Origin of the sequence: Janthinobacterium sp. FW305-128 (genome assembly GCF_020858135.1) — a bacterium.
Lineage (GTDB): Bacteria > Pseudomonadota > Gammaproteobacteria > Burkholderiales > Burkholderiaceae_D > Janthinobacterium.
This window is the reverse complement of the sequence record NZ_JACYMK010000011.1, coordinates 175876-193438: the sequence shown is the minus strand read 5'-3', so window position 1 is coordinate 193438 and position 17563 is coordinate 175876. Positions and strand designations below refer to the sequence as shown.

15 protein-coding genes and 4 tRNA genes are annotated in these 17563 nt (G+C 62.8%); 12 read left to right on the top strand and 7 right to left on the bottom strand.

The annotated features are described in order from the left end of the window. The first annotated feature begins 95 nt into the window (after positions 1-95). The 5 genes from IGS60_RS22215 to IGS60_RS22195 all read left to right on the top strand — a co-directional run bounded on the left by IGS60_RS22215 (position 96) and on the right by IGS60_RS22195 (position 2134). Positions 96-180 (top strand) — tRNA-Leu (locus IGS60_RS22215). A 190-nt stretch (positions 181-370) separates the two neighbouring features. Then, positions 371-455 (top strand) — tRNA-Leu (locus tag IGS60_RS22210). Positions 456-637: 182 nt separating this feature from the next. Continuing rightward, on the top strand, positions 638-1702 hold the full coding sequence (locus tag IGS60_RS22205) for an NF038122 family metalloprotease (RefSeq protein WP_230506225.1): 1065 nt from the start codon (positions 638-640) through the stop codon (positions 1700-1702). 187 nt (positions 1703-1889) lie between these two features. Beyond that, positions 1890-1974 (top strand) — tRNA-Leu (locus IGS60_RS22200). A gap of 75 nt (positions 1975-2049) precedes the next feature. Then, positions 2050-2134 (top strand) — tRNA-Leu (locus IGS60_RS22195). Between the two features lie 93 nt (positions 2135-2227). On the opposite strand, the gene IGS60_RS22190 is transcribed toward IGS60_RS22195, so the two are convergent. Next, positions 2228-3079 carry an SDR family oxidoreductase gene (locus tag IGS60_RS22190; RefSeq protein ID WP_230506224.1) on the bottom strand — a complete coding sequence of 284 codons (852 nt, stop codon included), beginning with the start codon at positions 3077-3079 and terminating at the stop codon, positions 2228-2230. A gap of 114 nt (positions 3080-3193) precedes the next feature. Here IGS60_RS22190 and IGS60_RS22185 point away from each other — a divergent pair, with 114 nt between their 5' ends. The 4 genes from IGS60_RS22185 (at position 3194) to phaP (ending at position 6903) form a co-directional block, all read left to right on the top strand. Beyond that, the gene (locus IGS60_RS22185; protein WP_070218077.1) at positions 3194-3622 is read left to right on the top strand and encodes a helix-turn-helix domain-containing protein; all 429 of its coding nucleotides are present in this window, start codon (positions 3194-3196) and stop codon (positions 3620-3622) included. Between the two features lie 91 nt (positions 3623-3713). Next, the gene (locus IGS60_RS22180) at positions 3714-5954 is read left to right on the top strand and encodes an ATP-binding protein (protein WP_070310502.1); all 2241 of its coding nucleotides are present in this window, start codon (positions 3714-3716) and stop codon (positions 5952-5954) included. Positions 5955-6001: 47 nt separating this feature from the next. Next, the gene (locus IGS60_RS22175; protein ID WP_070310501.1) at positions 6002-6196 is read left to right on the top strand and encodes a hypothetical protein; all 195 of its coding nucleotides are present in this window, start codon (positions 6002-6004) and stop codon (positions 6194-6196) included. A gap of 107 nt (positions 6197-6303) precedes the next feature. Then, the gene (gene phaP, locus IGS60_RS22170; RefSeq protein ID WP_070310500.1) at positions 6304-6903 is read left to right on the top strand and encodes a TIGR01841 family phasin; all 600 of its coding nucleotides are present in this window, start codon (positions 6304-6306) and stop codon (positions 6901-6903) included. Between the two features lie 170 nt (positions 6904-7073). On the opposite strand, the gene IGS60_RS22165 is transcribed toward phaP, so the two are convergent. Next, positions 7074-8303, bottom strand: coding sequence for an MFS transporter (locus IGS60_RS22165; RefSeq protein WP_230506223.1), 1230 nt, complete (start codon positions 8301-8303; stop codon positions 7074-7076). Between the two features lie 157 nt (positions 8304-8460). Here IGS60_RS22165 and IGS60_RS22160 point away from each other — a divergent pair, with 157 nt between their 5' ends. The 3 genes from IGS60_RS22160 to IGS60_RS22150 all read left to right on the top strand — a co-directional run bounded on the left by IGS60_RS22160 (position 8461) and on the right by IGS60_RS22150 (position 13174). Then, positions 8461-9165 (top strand): SMI1/KNR4 family protein, encoded by a 705-nt coding sequence (locus IGS60_RS22160; protein WP_230506222.1) that lies wholly within the window; start codon positions 8461-8463, stop codon positions 9163-9165. A 95-nt stretch (positions 9166-9260) separates the two neighbouring features. Then, the gene (locus IGS60_RS22155; RefSeq protein ID WP_230506221.1) at positions 9261-10913 is read left to right on the top strand and encodes a VRR-NUC domain-containing protein; all 1653 of its coding nucleotides are present in this window, start codon (positions 9261-9263) and stop codon (positions 10911-10913) included. After that, on the top strand, positions 10910-13174 hold the full coding sequence (locus IGS60_RS22150; protein ID WP_230506220.1) for an ATP-dependent DNA helicase: 2265 nt from the start codon (positions 10910-10912) through the stop codon (positions 13172-13174). Before IGS60_RS22155 ends, IGS60_RS22150 begins: the two co-directional genes overlap by 4 nt. Here IGS60_RS22150 and IGS60_RS22145 read toward each other — a convergent pair. The 5 genes from IGS60_RS22145 to IGS60_RS22125 form a co-directional block, all read right to left on the bottom strand. Beyond that, a complete protein-coding gene (locus IGS60_RS22145; RefSeq protein WP_230506279.1) occupies positions 13160-13888 on the bottom strand; it encodes a LytTR family DNA-binding domain-containing protein in 729 nt (242 codons plus the stop codon). The genes IGS60_RS22150 and IGS60_RS22145 overlap by 15 nt on opposite strands. 11 nt (positions 13889-13899) lie before the next feature. After that, on the bottom strand, positions 13900-14976 hold the full coding sequence (locus tag IGS60_RS22140; RefSeq protein WP_230506219.1) for a sensor histidine kinase: 1077 nt from the start codon (positions 14974-14976) through the stop codon (positions 13900-13902). A 6-nt stretch (positions 14977-14982) separates the two neighbouring features. Further along, positions 14983-15804: a DUF5668 domain-containing protein gene (locus IGS60_RS22135; protein WP_230506218.1), complete on the bottom strand. Its 822-nt coding sequence runs from the start codon at positions 15802-15804 to the stop codon at positions 14983-14985. After that, the gene (locus IGS60_RS22130) at positions 15794-16177 is read right to left on the bottom strand and encodes a DUF5668 domain-containing protein (protein WP_070218057.1); all 384 of its coding nucleotides are present in this window, start codon (positions 16175-16177) and stop codon (positions 15794-15796) included. Before IGS60_RS22130 ends, IGS60_RS22135 begins: the two co-directional genes overlap by 11 nt. Before the next feature lie 392 nt (positions 16178-16569). Beyond that, positions 16570-17484 (bottom strand): NAD-dependent epimerase/dehydratase family protein, encoded by a 915-nt coding sequence (locus IGS60_RS22125; RefSeq protein WP_070290775.1) that lies wholly within the window; start codon positions 17482-17484, stop codon positions 16570-16572. Positions 17485-17563 lie beyond the last annotated feature (79 nt).

The window sequence follows — 17563 nt, the reverse complement described above, 5'->3', positions numbered from 1 at the left end:
AAAACTCTTCAAGTCGCTATAATAGCAGAATTGCTGTAAAGTTATTTTGCAACAAGTACTCGAGCAGTAAAGTAATAAGTCACAGCAGCATCAGTGCCCACGTGGCGGAATTGGTAGACGCGCATGGTTCAGGTCCATGTGCCTTCGGGTGTAGGGGTTCGAGTCCCTTCGTGGGCACCATTACCTAATTCGCAAAAAAGCCGCAAACTTTCACGAGTTTGCGGCTTTTTTCATTGCAGCTCCCCTGCCGGAGTCTGCCCCGCATTTATTTACCACTTTCCATATTTTTTCATTGACCTCCACGCTGGCAGCCTCTATGATCCTGCCTTCTCTGCAGAACACGCAAAGAAAGCAGCAAAGCAGCATCAGTGCCCACGTGGCGGAATTGGTAGACGCGCATGGTTCAGGTCCATGTGCCTTCGGGTGTAGGGGTTCGAGTCCCTTCGTGGGCACCATTACCAAAATTCGCAAAAGAGCCGCAAACTTTCACGAGTTTGCGGCTTTTTTCATTTCCAGCCCCAGCAAACCCTGTCGGCATTCTTGACAGTTGACGGCTGCGCACGCGCCAAGTCCTTGATTTTACGAGTGAGCACGCTTCTTGCCTGCACGATGGCATCGCCATTGCCGGAGCGCCGCCATGAAAAGCCTCGTCGCCGTCCTCGCCTTGATGTTACCTATCAGCACTATCGCCTCGCCCCTGTTCAATCTGCAATACGTACCCGGCACTTCGCTGCAGGCGCAGCAGGGATTCCAGGCGGCGGCCGCGCGCTGGTCGCGCGTCCTGAAAGACAATGTCACCATCGAGTTGACGGTGGGCTTCAATTCGCTGGGCGGCAACATCCTGGGGCAAACGGGCTCGTCGGAAGCGTTTTACCGCTACAGCGACTTTCGCGGCGCCCTGGCCGCCGACGCCACGTCCACCATCGACCAGCGGGCGCTGACGCACCTGCCAACGGGCGACAGCTTCGGCATGCTGATCAACCGCACGGCCAACAGCCCCAACGGACCCGGCAGCGCCCTGCCCTATCTCGACAACAATGGCGACGCCAACAATCAGTATTTATCCCTGAGCAATGCCGAAGCCAAGGCCGTCGGCCTGGCGCCGCCGCCGCAATCGCTGGACGGCTGCATCGGCAATTGCGACGGCTTCATCCAGTTCAACAGCGATTTCAACTTCGATTTCGATCCCGGCAATGGCATCGGCGCCCACAGCATCGACTTCATCGGCGTGGCCATGCATGAAATCGGCCACGCACTGGGCTTTCTCAGCGGCGTGGATATCCTCGACTACAACTCGCCGCCGCTGGGCGGCCCCTATGACGACACGGAATTTACCTACGTCTCGGGACTGGACCTGTTCCGCTACTCGGCAGAAAGCGCCGCGGCCGGCGTGATCGACTTGACGGCCGACAACCGCGACAAGTATTTCTCGCTCGATGGCGGCGCGACGCGCGGTCCGCTGTTTGCCAACGGCAGCTTTCACGGCGACGGCGACCAGGCCAGCCACTGGCGCGACAATTTAGACCTGGGCATCATGGACCCGGCGGTGGCATACGGCGAATTATTGCGCCTGCGCTGGGACGACTTGATCGCCCTCGACGCCATCGGCTGGGATATCGCCCCGAACGCCATCCCGGCGCCGAGCACCTTCCCGCTGTTATGTCTGGCACTGATGCTGCTGGCATGGCAGCAACGACGCTGACTACGCTAAAAAAACAGGCAGCTTTACGCCATTTCTCATAGGGAAAACCCTTTTTTCAGCGGAAAAGGGGATTTCTTGAAGAAAAGAGCAAAATGTTCATTGACCGAATCGCCGCCAACCCTTATTATTTTGTCCGTCGCTGCAGAACACGCAGCAGACAGCAAGCAGCAGCAAAACGCAGCACAATGCCCACGTGGCGGAATTGGTAGACGCGCATGGTTCAGGTCCATGTGCCTTCGGGTGTAGGGGTTCGAGTCCCTTCGTGGGCACCACCAGCAACGAGTTGTTTTCGTTGTAGTCCGCAGTACAGTAGTGAGATACAGCAGTAAGCAACAAGCAGCATCAGTGCCCACGTGGCGGAATTGGTAGACGCGCATGGTTCAGGTCCATGTGCCTTCGGGTGTAGGGGTTCGAGTCCCTTCGTGGGCACCATTACCTAATTCGCAAAAAAGCCGCAAACTTTCACGAGTTTGCGGCTTTTTTCATTGCAGAACGCCATGTGTTGCCATGGCGCCCTCCCTCCCCTTATTTGCCCAGCGCCGCCTTCACGGCGTCAAGCAGCGTCGTCGTCGGACGGCCTGTCAGCGCGCTCAATTGCTTGCCATGGTCTTCCAGGCCGCCCTTGGCCGCGCCCGCGTCGGAATCGGCCAGCAACTCGGCAAACCCTTCCGGCACGCCCACGCCCACCAGCGCCGCCTTGAAGTCCGCCTGCGGCAAATCCTTGTAGACGATCGCCTTGCCCGACTGGCGCGCCACTTCGGCCGCATACTCGGCCAGGGTAAAACCGTTGTCGCCAGCCAGTTCATAGATCGCTTGCGGCTGGTCCGCCGTCAGCACGGCAGCTGCGGCCGCCGCATAATCAGCGCGCGCAGCGGACGAGAAGCGGCCGTTTTGCGCCGCGCCCAGCACGACGCCATGCTCGAGCACGGGCGCCAGGTGCTCCGTATGGTTTTCCAGATACCAGCCGTTGCGCAGGAACGTGTACGGCAGGCCGGACGCGCGGATGGCCGCTTCCGTGATCACGTGCTCGGCGGCCAGGCCCAGCGGCGACGTATCGGCGCGCAAGACACTGGTATAGGCCAGCAGGGAAACGCCGGCGCGCCTGGCCGCATCGATGACGTTCTGGTGCTGCTGCGCGCGCTGGCCCACTTCGCTCGACGAAATCAGCAAGATTTTCGTTGCACCCTTGAAGGCCGCATCAAGGCTGGCGCCGTCGTTGTAATCGGCCTGGCGTACCTGCACGCCCCGGGCGGCCAGGCCGGCGGCCTTGGCCGGGTTGCGCACGGCGGCAATGATGTTGGCTGCGGGGACGGATGCGAGCAGGCTGGCGATGACGTGCTGGCCCAGATTGCCTGTGGCGCCGGTGATGACGATCATGATTTCTCCTTGGAGGGTGGCTGGTAAAACCCTATAATAGGACTATTACTTACTTATTGTAAGTACGTACCTTTTGGTAAGTATGGATTACCCTCACATTGAAGACCAACTATCATGCCCACAGACACTCCCGGCGCCAGCCTGCGCGCCGCCCTCGCCCGCCAGAACCAGGAGGCGCACCTGCTGGCGGCCACCTGCCCGTCGCGCGCCGTGCTCAGCCACCTGACCAGCCGCTGGGCCGTGCTGGTGCTGGTACTGCTGCTGAGCGGCACGCGGCGCTTTAGCGAACTGCGCCGCGAAGTGGGCGGCGTCAGCGAAAAAATGCTGGCGCAAACCCTGGAAGCGCTGGCGGGCGACGGCTTCGTACTGCGCCAGGCGTATCTGGTGATCCCGCCCAAGGTGGAATACAGCCTCACGCCGCTGGGGCGCGAGGCGGCCGAACGCCTGGCCGTGCTGGTCGACTGGATCGAAGACAATTACCCGCGCATCGAACAGGCGCGCGCGGCCCTGGATGCGGCACCGCCAGCGCAAAATGCGGCTTGAGCAGATTGCTTTTGATCATCAAGAATTATCGTTTACTCCTACTTGCCTTGATGTAATACTAGGCCCATGAACCGCGTAAGGGCGCGACACCATGAATCAGTTGATTTCTTCCATCACCGACCGGGCCAATGTACTGCTGGTCAGCAATTCGCCGAACGAAGTGCGCGAACTGCTGTATGTGCTGGACCGGCATAACCTGGGCACGGGGCTGGCGGGCGATATCGACGAAGGCGTGGAACTGGCGGCAGGCGGCACGGACCTGATCCTGCTCGACGCGGCTCTGGCGGGCTCGAATATCGGCGCCACCTGCATGCGTCTGCGCAATGCGGGCGGACGCCACAGCGTACCCCTGCTGCTGATGTCGGCCACGCCCAGCGCCGAGGAGCAGGGCCGCAGCGTGGGCGCCGGCGCTTCCGACTACATCAAGATGCCCTTCAATGCGCGCGACGTGGCGGAAAAAATTCTCATGGAACTGGCCTTGCACAAGGCCGAAGCTTCCGCGCCGCATGCCGCCACGCCGCCGCGCCCCGTGCATCCGCAAACGCTGGAAGTCAATTACCACTCGATATTGGCCGGTTCACCCGACGCCGTGCTGCTGTTCGATATCGACAACGAGCTGCTGATCGACGCCAACCACCTGGCCGAAGAACTGTTCGGCATGCCGCTGGCCGAGTTGCTGCAAGGCGGCATGGAGCCGCTGTTCCCCAAACATCAGAGCGATGGCCGCGCCTCGCCGCAGCTGCTGGAAGAAAAGATCCGCGATACCCTGCAAGGCAAGATCGTCGTCTTCCGCGCCAGCTGCTGCCACCGCGACAGCCACCCGATCGCCTGCGAAATCCGCCTGATGCGCCTGTCCGTGCCGGGCCGCCAGCTCGTGCATGCGCGCATCATCGACTTGACCGAACGCAACCTCGCCGAAGCGATGCGCTCGGGTCAGAGCGCCCTGCTGGAAATGGTCGCCAAGGGCGCGCCCCTGATCCCCACGCTGAACCAGCTGCTGCTCTTGATCGAAGGCCAGTCGCGCGGCGTGCTGTGCTCCATCATGCTGCTCGACGACGACGGCACCCACATGCACAGCGCGGCCGGCCCCAGCCTGCCGGCCGAGTACATGGCCCTGCTAGAAGGCGTGGCCATCGGCCCCGGCGTGGGCTCCTGCGGCACCGCCATGTTCCTGCGCGAACAGGTGGTGGTCAGCGACATCATGCGCGATCCGCTGTGGGCGCCCTACCGCGAGCTGGCCGCGCCGTTCGGCTTGCGCGCGTGCTGGTCGCAACCCATTTTCGGCCAGGATGGCGCCGTGCTCGGTTCCTTCGCCATGTACTACCGCGAAGTACGCCAGCCCGATGCGCGCGACCTGGAACTGATCGACACGGCCACCGACCTGGCCGGTATCGCGATTGGCCGGATGCGCCATGAACGCGAGCTGCAACGCCACCGCACCCACCTGGAAGAGCTGGTGGCCGAACGCACGGCGGCCCTGACGCAGGCCAAGGAACATTCGGAGCAGACGAACCGCGAGTTGGCCGCCGCGCTGGAAAACCTGTCCATCACGCAGGAAGAACTGGTGCGCCGCGACAAGTTGGCCGCGCTCGGTGCGCTCGTCGCCGGCATCGCGCATGAACTCAATACGCCGATCGGCAACGGTCTGGTCGTGGCTACCACCATGGCCGAACGCACGCGCGAAATCCAGGCCAGCTTTCTCGATGGCCTGCGCCGCTCCGAACTGGGCGCCTACCTGACCCAGGCCAGCGAGGCGGACGCCATCATGCTGCGCAACCTGCAGCGCGCGGCCGACCTCGTTTCGAGCTTCAAGCAGATCGCCGTCGACCGCGCCAGTTCGCAACGCCGCCACTTCCTGCTGCGCCAGTTCGTAGCCGAGCTGATGCTGCCCCTGTGCACGCAGCTCAAGGCCGCCGGCCTGAGCCTGACGCAGGACGTGCCGGAGGGCCTGGCGATGGACAGCTATCCCGGTCCGCTGGGCCAGGTGCTGAGCAACCTGCTGGAAAACTGCCTGCGCCACGCCTTCGAGGGCCGCAGCGGCGGCACCATAAACGTCAGGGCGCGCGGCAGCGACGACGGGAAGACGATCACCATGTCCATCGCCGACACGGGCGTGGGCATCGCCGCCGACGACCTCGTGCACGTCTACGACCCTTTCTTCACGACCAAGCTCGGTTCCGGTGGTTCGGGCCTGGGCTTGCATGTGGCGCACAACATCGTCACGGGCGTGCTGGGCGGGCATATCGACGCCACCAGCAGCATCGGCGACGCCAGCGGCACCACCTTCACCCTGCAGCTGCCCGCCGTGGCGCCGCAATCGCCCGCCCCCTGAACGGCAGGCACGCTACAATGCCGGCAGGCTTTTCTTTCGGAGTACTTATGAAATACCTGATCGCCACGGCTCTGCTGGCCGCCTGCGCGTACGCCTCTGCCGGACCGGCGCCCTGGTACAAATGGCGCAGCAAGATCGACGGCACCCTGTCGTGCGCCCAGTCCACCCTCGGATTTGGCTGGGAACTGGCCTCGGGACCGTACAAAGATAGCCGTTGCGAAAAACCGGCGCTTGTTAAATAATGGGGCCATGACCACACGGGGCACCGGCTTGAGATCAAGCGATGGCAATGCGGCGTCGAAAGAGTATGGAACGATAAGAACGTATCTATTCAAACCGAGGAGACCACATGTTTACGAATCCCGAACAATTCGCATCGGCCACCAAGGCCCTGTTTGAATTCCAGCTGATGACCTTCAACACCCTCACTTCCAAGGCCGTGCAAGGCGTGGAACAGGTGCTGGCATTGAACATGGCCACCGCCAAGTCCGGCATCGAGGATGGCCTTGCCGCCGGCAAGGAAATCAGCCAGGCCAAGGATCCGAAGGCCGCCATGGCCGCCGCCGCCGCCCAGCTGCAACCGGGCGTGGCCGGCGCAAAAGCGTATAAACAGCAACTCGACGACATCATCAAGGAAATCCACACGGAATTCACCACGGCCGCCGAAGCCCATGTGGCCGAAGCGAAAAGCAATCTGAGCGCCCTGATCTACGACGTCACGAAAAACGTGCCGCCAGGCTCGGAAAACGCCGTCGCCATCGTCAAGGCCGCCATCGACAACGCCTTCCTCGGCTACGAGCAAGTGACCAAGGCCACGAAACAGGCCGTGAAGACCGTGGAAGAGCAGATCGCCAAGGCCAGCGCGCAAGTGGCGCAGGCCACGGAAAAAGCCACGGCCGCACCTGAAAAAGCAGCACCGGCGGCCAAACCGAAGGCTGCCAAAAAGTAAGCCGTAGGTCGGATTAGCGCGGCAAGGCCGCGCGTAATCCGACGCACTGCTGGCGCTCATGGTGATGTCGGATTACGCGCTTGCGCGCTAATCCGACCTACCCGACCTACAAGAATTCACCGGCAGGGTCCGGTATTCGCCCCCTCCCACACCCCAGAAATAGCCTGAGCCTAGCTGCAGAAATCCTGGCGAGCCTTCGCCTCGACGGTTCCGGCCAGCTGGCGGCGCCAGGCCGCCATGCGCCATGCGGCCCAGGCGGCGGACAAGGCGCCCGCGACGAGGATCAGGCGCGTGTCGATCAGGGTCAGCACGGAGCCGCTGAGGGCCACGACGATGTTGGCGATGCAAAAGGTGGTGGCCAGCAAGCCCATCACGGCGCCCTGTCCGTGCGCACTGAAGCGCTCGGCGCACCAGCCCTGTATCACCGTGTTGTACAGCGCATTCGGAATGCCGAACAGCACGATGGCGGCGATGCCCACCCAGATATTGCCCATCGCCAAAATCCCCACGGCCAGCGCCACGCCGCAGGCATACCAGCAGGCGCGCAGCAGCGGCGCATGGCGGCTGGGACCGCCCGCCAGCAAGGACGTGACCGTCATCGTGCCGCACAGGCCCACATTCACCCAGGCAATCTCCTGCGCATGATAATGGGCCGTCTCGACCAGCCACAGCGGATAGAACTCATAAAAACTGGCCACGCCGCAGGTGAACGCCAGTTGCACGATGAACAGGGTGCGCAGCTCCTCATGGCGCAGCAAATTGAGCGAATGGCGGTCGCGCGCCACTTGCCACCACGACGTCGTCAATAGCGAGGGCGTTTCGCGCGGCAAGCCGACGGCCACCAGCACGGCGACGAGCATCAGCGCGGCGGCGGCGATCCAGAACGGCACCGTCACGCCCCAATGCAAGGTGGCGCCCGCCAGGATCGGGCCCACCAGCCAGCCCAGGTAAAACGCGCCGTTCAGCCACGACATGGCGCGCAGGCGCAGCGGTCCCGTCAGCTGGTCCGCCAGCATGGCGCGCGCCACGGCGCCATTACCCTCCAGCAAACCCGTGATGAAACGGGCGACGATGAACAGCGGATAGGACTGGATCACCAGTGCCCAGGCCGTGATCGCGTGGCCGATGGCGGCGCCCACGGCCGTGCGCATCAGCAAGGGGCGGCGGCCGTAGCGGTCCGACAGGGGCCCCAGCAGGGCCGAGCCGATCAGCAAACCCAGCGGGTTGATGGTCAGCGCCAGGCCGAACAGCAATTTGGACGGCAAGCCGAGGAAATTGTTGAAGGCATTGGGCGCCTCGGCCGCGAACAGGGGCGGCAGGATCGGGTATGGCAAGGAGGCGCCGATGGTCGACAGCAGCGCCAGCAAACAGGCGGCGGAAATCAAGATGATGTTTTTCATGCGGGCTCAGCGAATTTTAGTCTGGCAAGCATACGTTGACCATGCCACACAAGCAAACTTAAATATCTATTAATCATGCTCATCCTTGCCGCCGTGAAGCGTGCCAGGCATCGCCTCGACTATCATGCCGCCATGACCCACGTTGAACAGGACAAACATGACACTGTCAGAAATTGAAAGCAAACACGGCTTTATCTATCCTGCGCTGTACCGGCAGCTCGAGCGCGACGGCATGCTCGCCGTGGGTGAATATGGGCCCGACTGGTACAAGCTGGTCTATCCCACCTTGACGGAGCGCCCTACCCTGCTGTTGCATGCCGATGATTTCGAATTGCTCAACATCAAGGCCGTGGCCGAAGAGGCGGACACCTTGCGCGACGCGGACGATTACCGGCAGATCGATCCCGCCTTCCGCTTCATCCCGTTCGCGCAAACGGGCGCGGGCGACCACTACTGCTTTTTCGCCTACGGCCAGCAGGACGGCGACATGCCCGTCGTGCTGCTGTGGCATGACCAGAATGAAGCGCAGTACCTGGCGAAAAACCTGCAGGATTTCGTGTTCCACATGTTGTTGAACAGCATGGCGGATCAGGATACCTATAACGAGGTCACCGACGAGGCATTCAGGGAACAGCTGGCCAACACCCTGGGCACGCATGCGCGCTACCTGACGGCGCGGCAAGCCGACGTGCTGCAAACCTTGCTGGCCAGGGACATCCTCGATTACGAGGTGGCGTTGCCGAAAGGACGCAAGCAGGCGCACCGGGGCTTGCTGACCGACATCGAACTGGCCAGCCTGCGCGCCGAACTGATTCCCTACGAAAAGTTTGATACCTGTTTTGCCTACAGCGCGGCTGGCTGAGCATAAAATCGCTGGGCAAGCGGCGGCTGAAGGTTTAAACTGTATATAAACACAGTAAAACCGATCATCTTGCATCTTGCCCTATTGCCATCCCCATGTTGAGAGTCCTGGAAAATCCCCTGTACTATCTGGATAATTTCCAGGACGTGCTGAGCTGGATCAGCGCCCGTTACGCCGATCTGCTGAGCCCTGAAGAAACGCGCTTCATCGCCGACTTCGGCGCACTGCCGCAGCCGTCGCGCGCCCTGTTCGTGCGCCTCGTCATGCGCAAAGGCTGCCTGTTTCGCGCCAGTAAGCTCAAGTATCCGGAAATCGGCGACACGCGCGCGGCCGCCCTGCCCTTGCTGGCCCTGGCATGGGTGGAAGCCGATCCCGTCATTGCGCTCGACGAGCTGTTCGACTTGCTGCTGAAAGCGGAAATCGCCCAGGCTTTCGATCTCGCCCCGTCCCTGAAGGCGGCGCGCAAGGCCGAGCAGCTGGAGGTCTTGCGCGAACAGCATGGGGAACACAGACCGTTTTCCGACTGGCATCCGGCCTGCAGCGACGTGCTGTACCGCATCGGTTTGCAGCCCCTGTGCGACCGCCTGCGCCTGATTTACTTTGGCAACTATCATCAGGACTGGTCGGAATTCGTGCTGTCCGACCTGGGCGTGTATCAATATGAAAGAGTGGAATTTTCGCCCGAGTCGCGCGGTTTTCGCACGCGCCAGGATATCGAGCACTATGAAGTGCTGCACCAGTGCCGGGAACGCTACAACGACAGCGCACCGGCGGACGAAGTGCTGCAGGAACTGGCGGCGCTGCCATTGCCAGAAGACAATACCTGGCTGGCCAGCCGGCGCGACAAGCTGCGTTTCCAGATCGCCCAGCACCTGGAAAAATGCCAGGACTGGCCGGCCGCCTACCGCGCCTATGCCGATTGCCGCTATCCGGGCGCCCGGGGCCGCGCCATCCGCGTGCTGGAAAAAGACGAGCAGCCGCAAGCGGCCTATGAACGCCTGATGATTGCCCTGGCGGCGCCGGAAAGCGAGGCGGAACAACAATTGCTGCTGCGCATGGCCCCCCGCTTGCGGCGCAAGCTGGGCCATGCGAAGCAGGCGGCCAGCGCCCCCGCCGCCGTGGACCGCATCGACCTGCTGCTGCCGTATCCAAGCGAGGCGTACTACGTGGAAGGCGTGGTGCGGCAGCACCTGATGCAGGACGAGGCCCCCGTGTACTACGTGGAAAATACCCTGATCAACTCGCTGTTCGGCCTGCTGTGCTGGCCCGCCATCTTCAAGGCCATGCCGGGCGCTTTCTTCCACCCGTTTCACCGTGGCCCGGCCGACTTGCACAGCGCCGATTTTTACCAGCGCCGCAGTACGGACTTCGCCGCCTGCCTGGCGCAACTGGACGACGACAGCTACCACGCCACCATCCGCGCCACCTTTGCCGCGAAGCACGGCATCGTTTCGCCCTTCGTCAGCTGGGAGGCGCTGGACGACGGCTTGCTGGACCTGGCGCTGGCCTGCATGCCCGCCGCGCACCTGAAGAAGGCGTTCGAGCGCATCTTGCTCGATATCAAAAGCAACCGCAGCGGCTTGCCTGATCTGATCCAGTTCTGGCCGGCGGAACGGCGCTACCGCATGATCGAAGTCAAGGGTCCGGGCGACCGCCTGCAAGACAACCAGCTGCGCTGGATCGCGTATTGCGCCCAGCACGCCATGCCCGTCAGCGTGTGCTACCTGCAATGGCAGGCGGCGGCATGAACGCCAGGAGGTACACGATCGCCGTGCGCGCCCTGTGCGAATTCACGGCCAAGGTGGGCGACCTGGACTTGCGTTTCACGCCCTCGCCCACGGCCCAGGAAGGCATGGCCGGCCATGCCACCGTCACGGGCCGGCGCGACGACGACTACCAGCGCGAAATCAGCGTGTGCGGCGACTTCGGCCCCCTGCACGTGCGGGGCCGCGCCGATGGCTACGATCCGGCGCGCCGGCAGCTGGAAGAAATCAAGACCTACCGGGGCGATCTCGACGCCATGCCCGCCAACCACCGCCAGCTGCACTGGGCGCAGGCGCGCATCTACGGCCATTTGCTGTGCCAGCAGCTGAACTTGCCCATGCTGCGCGTGGCGCTCGTGTATTTCGACATCGCCAGCCAGAAGGAAACGCTCATGCACGAAGAGTGTACGGCCGAGGCGCTGCGCATTTTCTTCGAGCAGCATTGCGCGCTGTTCCTCGACTGGGCCGAGCAGGAAATGGCGCACCGCGCCAGCCGCGACGCGCAGCTCACGGCCATGGCCTTTCCCCACGCGAACTTCCGCCCGGGACAGCGGCAATTGGCCGAGGCCATGTACAAGGCCAGCAGCCGCGGCTGCGGCTTGCTGGCGCAGGCGCCGACCGGCATCGGCAAGACGGTGGGCAGCCTGTTTCCCATGTTGAAAGCGACGGCCGCGCATGGCCTCGACAAACTGTTTTTCCTGGCTGCCAAGGTGCCGGGCCGGCAAATGGCGCTCGACGCCTGCGCCATCCTCAAGGAGAGCGCGCCGCTGCTGCCCTTGCGCGTGCTGGAACTGAGCGCCAAGACCAGCGCCTGCGAACATCCCGACAAGGCTTGTCACGGAGAATCATGTCCGCTGGCCAAGGGTTTTTACGACCGCCTGCCGCTGGCGCGCGAGGTGGCGCTGGCCAGCGGTTTGATATTGGACAAGGAAGCCGTGCGCGCCGTCGCCTTGCAGCAGGGTATTTGCCCGTATTACCTGGGCATGGAATTGGCACGCTGGAGCGACGTCGTCATCGGCGACTACAATTATTATTTCGACCTCAGCGCCATGCTGTATGGCATGACATTGGCCCACGACTGGAAAGTCAATGTGCTGGTCGACGAAGCGCACAATATGGTGTCGCGCGCGCGCAGCATGTATTCGGCCGAACTGGCGCAGATCGACCTGAAAATGCTGCGCAAGTTCGCGCCCGAAGGGCTGAAAAAGCCGCTGGACCGCCTCTCGCGCCAGTGGACGGCCTTGTTGAAAGAGCAGGATGGCGATTACCTCGTGCATGCGGCCTTGCCCGATAAATTCTTTGGCGCCCTGCAAGGCGTGGCCACGGCCATCGGCGACTACATGGCCGAGCATGCTACCGCGCTCGATGAAGACTTGCAGCGCTTCTATTTCGACGTGCTGCTGATCAACCGCCTGGCGGAAAGTTTCGGCGAGCACTCGCTGTTCGACGTCAGCAAGACGGAGACGGGTTCCACCGTCTGCATTCGCAACATCGTGCCGGCCCCCTTTTTGAAAGAGCGCTTCGCGGCCAGCCACAGCACGGCCCTGTTTTCCGCCACCCTGAGCCCGTGGAATTACTACAGCGATACCTTGGGCATGCCGGCCGACACGGCCTGGGTCGACGTGGAATCGCCATTCCAGGCGGAACAACTGTCCGTGCGCGTGGCCGATACCATTTCCACGCGCTACCAGCACCGCGCCGCCTCGCTGCTGCCCATTGCCCAATTGATGGCAAAGCAATACGCGGAAACGCCGGGCAACTACCTGGCCTTCTTCAGCAGCTTCGATTACATGGAAAAGACGGCCACCCTGTTCGCCCAGCATTACCCCGACGTGCCCATCTGGCAGCAGCCGCGCCGCATGGATGACGGTGCACGCGCGCAATTTCTGGGCAGCTTCGGCCTGGAAACACGCGGCATCGGCTTTGCCGTGCTCGGCGGCGCCTTCGGCGAAGGCATCGACCTGCCCGGTGCCCGGCTGATCGGCGCCTTCATCGCCACCTTGGGTTTGCCACAGATCAATCCCGTCAACGAGCAGATCCGCCAGCGCATGGGCGACATCTTCGGCGCCGGCTACGACTACACGTATCTGTATCCGGGCATGCAGAAGGTGGTGCAGGCGGCAGGCAGGGTCATCCGCACGCAGTCGGACAAGGGCGTCGTGTACCTGATCGACGACCGTTTTTCACGCCCGGAAATACGGCAACTCTTGCCCACGTGGTGGGATGTACAGCTAGCCAACCAGTAACTTCAGCTTCTGATACCCCGCCTTGCTCACGGGTATCCTCGTCTCGTCGCGCAGAATGGCCACGTGGCTGTCCTTGGTGGCCGCCTCGATGCGGCGGATGCCGTCGATATTGAGCAGGTACGAGCGGTGCACGCGCAGGAACTTGGCGGGATCGAGCTGGGTTTCCAGTTCCGCCAAGGTCTGGCTTTTCAGGTAGGACTTGCCCTCGGAACGGATGCTGATGTAATCGTCCTGCGCCTCGATATAGTCGATCCGGGCGCTGGCGATCACGTGGACCTTGGCGCCGTCGCGTATCAGCACGCGGTCCAGGGGCGCGGCGCGCGCGGCCGCCTCGCGCGCCAGCGTTTGCACAGTTTCGGGCAAACTGCGGTTGGCGCGCGCATGGGCCAGCGCCTGCTCGAAGCGCTGTTCGCTGAACGGTTTGAGCAGATAATCGAGCGCATGGCATTCGAACGCTTTCAAGGCGTACTGGTCGTAGGCCGTGACAAAGATCAACTTTGTCTTCGCGCCGATCAGCTCGGCCACTTCGAAACCGTCCAGGCGCGGCATCTGGATGTCGAGGAATACCAGTTCCGGTTCCAGTTCCGCGATGGCCTTGACGGCGTCGAAGCCATTGGCGCACTCGGCCACGATGTCGATATCGTCGTGGCGCGCCAGGTATTCGCGCAGCACGCTGCGCGCCAGTAATTCATCATCGACGATGGCCACCCGCATTCTTGCCTGCATCATGCTTCCTCCGTGCCGCCGGTCTGCGCCGGCATCGATAAGGTTACTTCAAACGTCGCGCCGTGCCGCGCCCAGTGCACGCAGGCCTCGTGGCCATACGCGCCGGCCAGGCGCTGGCGCACATTTTCCAGGCCCACGCCATTGCCGCGGGCTGGCCCCTGATCCGCATCAACAGGATTGCGCACGGCAATCTGCAACAGGCTGCCCGCGCGCCGGACTTCGATGGCGATCAGGCCGCCCTCCGTCAAGCCGCAGATGCCGTGTTTGACGGCATTTTCCACTAGCGGCTGTATCAGCATGGGCGGCAGCAAACACGCCAGCGCGGCAGTGTCGATGCTTTCCGCCACTTGCAGGCGTTCGCCGAAGCGCACTTGCTCGATGGCGAGAAAGTGGCGGATCAGCACCAGCTCCTCTTGCACGGTAATGTGCTTGTGCGCTTCCAGGCTCAGGCTCTGGCGAAAGAAACTGGCCAGCTGCACCGTCATCTGGCGCGCGCCCGCCGCATCGATAGACGTCAGGGCGCTGATGGAGTTCAGGCTGTTGAACAGGAAATGCGGATCGATTTGCGTGCGCAGCATGCGCAGTTGCGCTTCTTGCGCCATCAGCTGCGCTTCCAGGCCCCGTTGCTCGGCCATGCTGGCGCGCACGAATTCGAGCAGCAGATAATGCACGGCGGCGGCCAGGCAATACAGCAGCGCGCCCAGGCCGAAGAACAGGGCCAGCAGCGACTGCGTCAAGTCCACGCCCAGCCAGCGCACATCCGGCAACAGGCTGACGCTGTTCAGAAATTGCAGCAGGGTTGCCCACAGCAAGCCCGCGAACAGCGCCGCCACGCCCATCACGCCGGCAATGGCGAGCGGATGGCGCGCGTGCAAGGGGTAGGCGCGGCACAGGTAAAACGCGGAAAAGCCCGAACCGATCGCATACACGAGCGTGGCGGGCACCACCAGCAGGACGGCATTGAGCCAAGGCGCGTGCGCCACCCTGGCCAGGAGGGAGGCCAGGGCCAGGCCCAGCGCGATGCAGACCAGGAACACCACCACGGCGCCACGCCGCTTCGACAAGGGTCCGGACATGTGCGCCTAGTTGCGGATTTCCAGGCCGCCCATGATGGCGTAACCCGTCACGTACAGGCGCTTGTTCTGGTTTGGCGGCACGATGGTCTTTTCCTCGAAGCCGCCAAGGATGGGCGTGCCCTGCAGCACGACGCTCCAGTCGGGCGGAATCTTGATGGTGACGCCGCCGCACAGGGCAAACACGTTGAGCACGGCTTCGCCGTCGATCGATGCCTGGCGCAAGTCGATTTCGCAGCCGGCCATGATGACATTGATATCGCCGCCCCTGAAGCGCTGCGACGACACGCGCCGCACGTAGCCGCCGAGGATGGCCGTCACTTCGATGATGCTGTCGTCGTCGGCCTGGCCGCCCGTGCCGGGTGCTGCAGTGGCATCGGCATCGGCGGGTTCCTTGTCGAGCGACACGGCGCCATTCCTGGGCTGGACGAAGGCATCAGGCGCAGCGCTGCCATCGGGCGGCGCGGCAAAATGCCGGCGGCGCTGCCGCTGCTGTGCGCCAGGCAAGGATTTCGACACCACGGCCACGCCGGCGGCGATGATGAGCAGCGGCCACAGCATGCTCCAGTTGATATAAAACAAGCCCATGGCTTTCAGGGTCCAGCTCAAGCCCAGCAAGACCATCACGCCGCCGAGTATGTAGCCGGAGCGGTTATGGCTTTGCGATATTTTCAGCAAGCCGAAAATGATCAGGATGGTGGGCCAGAAGCGGAAGGTGTAGCGCACATTGATGAAGCCCAGGTTATCGAGCAGGAACAGCAGCCCCAGGACGATGACGATGACGCCCAGCACGATCTGCGATGGCGAGTGCAGCGGCGGTCTATTTTTCATGCTCGGACTCCCGATAGGCAATAAAATGTTTGTTCAACAGCGGCTCCAGCACGAGGCCCACGCCCCAGGCGATCAGCAAGGCTGGCCAGCTATTGTAGAAATTCAAGTTCCACAGTTCTTCATACGACACATACCACCAGGCGGCGAAGAAGATCAGCCACAAGCCGCTCAATACCTGCTTGGCGGACACGGGCGCGACCAGCTTGTTAAGGCCGAAGACGACCAGTATCAGCGGCCAATAATGCCATAGTGCATAGTAATCATGGAGATGGATCACATCGAGCCGGTCCAGCAGGATCACGGCGCCGATGGCGATCAGCAGCACGCCCCACAACAGCTGGGTACGGCGGTAGTACGCTGGTTCAGGTTTCACGGTCGCCCCTTGAAGTGAATTGATCGTAAAGATACGCGGATTTCAGCCGCGCGAAAACAGCGCTTCGGCGAATGGCGGACGGGCAGCGGTGAATGGCGCGGCGGCGGGAATAACGGGCAAAAAACAGGCAAAAAAAAGACCGGCTAGGCCGGCCTTGAAGGGGTTCGCAGTTCACACCGCGACCTGGAGTTGCAGTGCATGGCCGCCTGGCGCAAGCGCGCCGGCAGCGGAAATCTGGTGCCGATCCTTGAGGCGACCGGCTGACCTGCTGGAAGATCGAACATGCCGCCAACTTCACGGCAGTGCGTCTCAACCAAGCAAAGGCATCATACTCCCGATCGGGCAAAAGCACCGTTCGCTAGCGCACACAGATGCGGATTTGCTGAGCTGCATCAAGCAGCCGTGGCGTGCGGCGAACGCAGCATGTCGTTCCCGATCCATTCCAGCACGGACGGCCCCTGCGGCTGCCAGCCCAGCAGCTTGCGCGACCGTTCCCCGCGCACGCGGCTGTTGGAACCAAGGCCGTACGACGCCATCTCATAGCCCCATTCGGCAATGGCTTCCGGCAGCGGCCAGTCCTGCGCGGGACCCAGGTCCAGTGCCTGGGCGATGGCGGCCGTCATGTCGCGGAAGGCCGCTTCGCCCGACTCGACAAAGTAAAAGGTGCCGGCGGGCGACTTTTCCAGCGCCAGCAGATACAGGCTGACGACGTCGTCGATGTGCACGTTGGACCAGATATTGCGGCCCGGCCCCACGTGGCGCACGATGCCGCTCTTGCGCGCCTGTTTCAATAAGCGCGGCAATTGCACGCTGTCGCGCGGCAAGGCGCCGTGGCCGTAGATCAAGGTGTTGCACAACACGCTGGCGCGCACGCCCTTGTTTGCGCTGGCCAGCACCAGCTCATCGATGGCGACCCGAGCCGCCTTGTCGGCCGTGGGCGCCGGCAGCTTGTCTTCGTAATAAATCTGTTCCGTGCCCTCGCCGCCCGACGCGTCGCCCACGATGGACGAGCCGCTGGTATGGAGGAAAGGCTTGTTGCTGACGGCCAGCGCTTCAATGATCGCTTCCACGGCGCCCCGGTGGTCGCTGCTGGCCGCATTGATGACGGCGTCCGCCGCCTTCGCTTGCTCGATGATCAGCTCGCGGTCGTTCAAGGTACCGACGATACCCTGCACGCCGATAGTGGCCAGCTCGGCCACCTGCTCCGGCTTGCGCACGAGGCCCGTGACCTGATGGCCGGCGCGCACGAGGCCCGCCGCGATGGAACTGCCGATGAAACCTGCCGCACCTGTCAAAAATACTTTCATACAGTGGACGCCAAACAAAACCTACTGCGCGTCGCGCTTTGCGGCCTGCGATGCTCACCGTGCTCCAGCACGGTTGCGC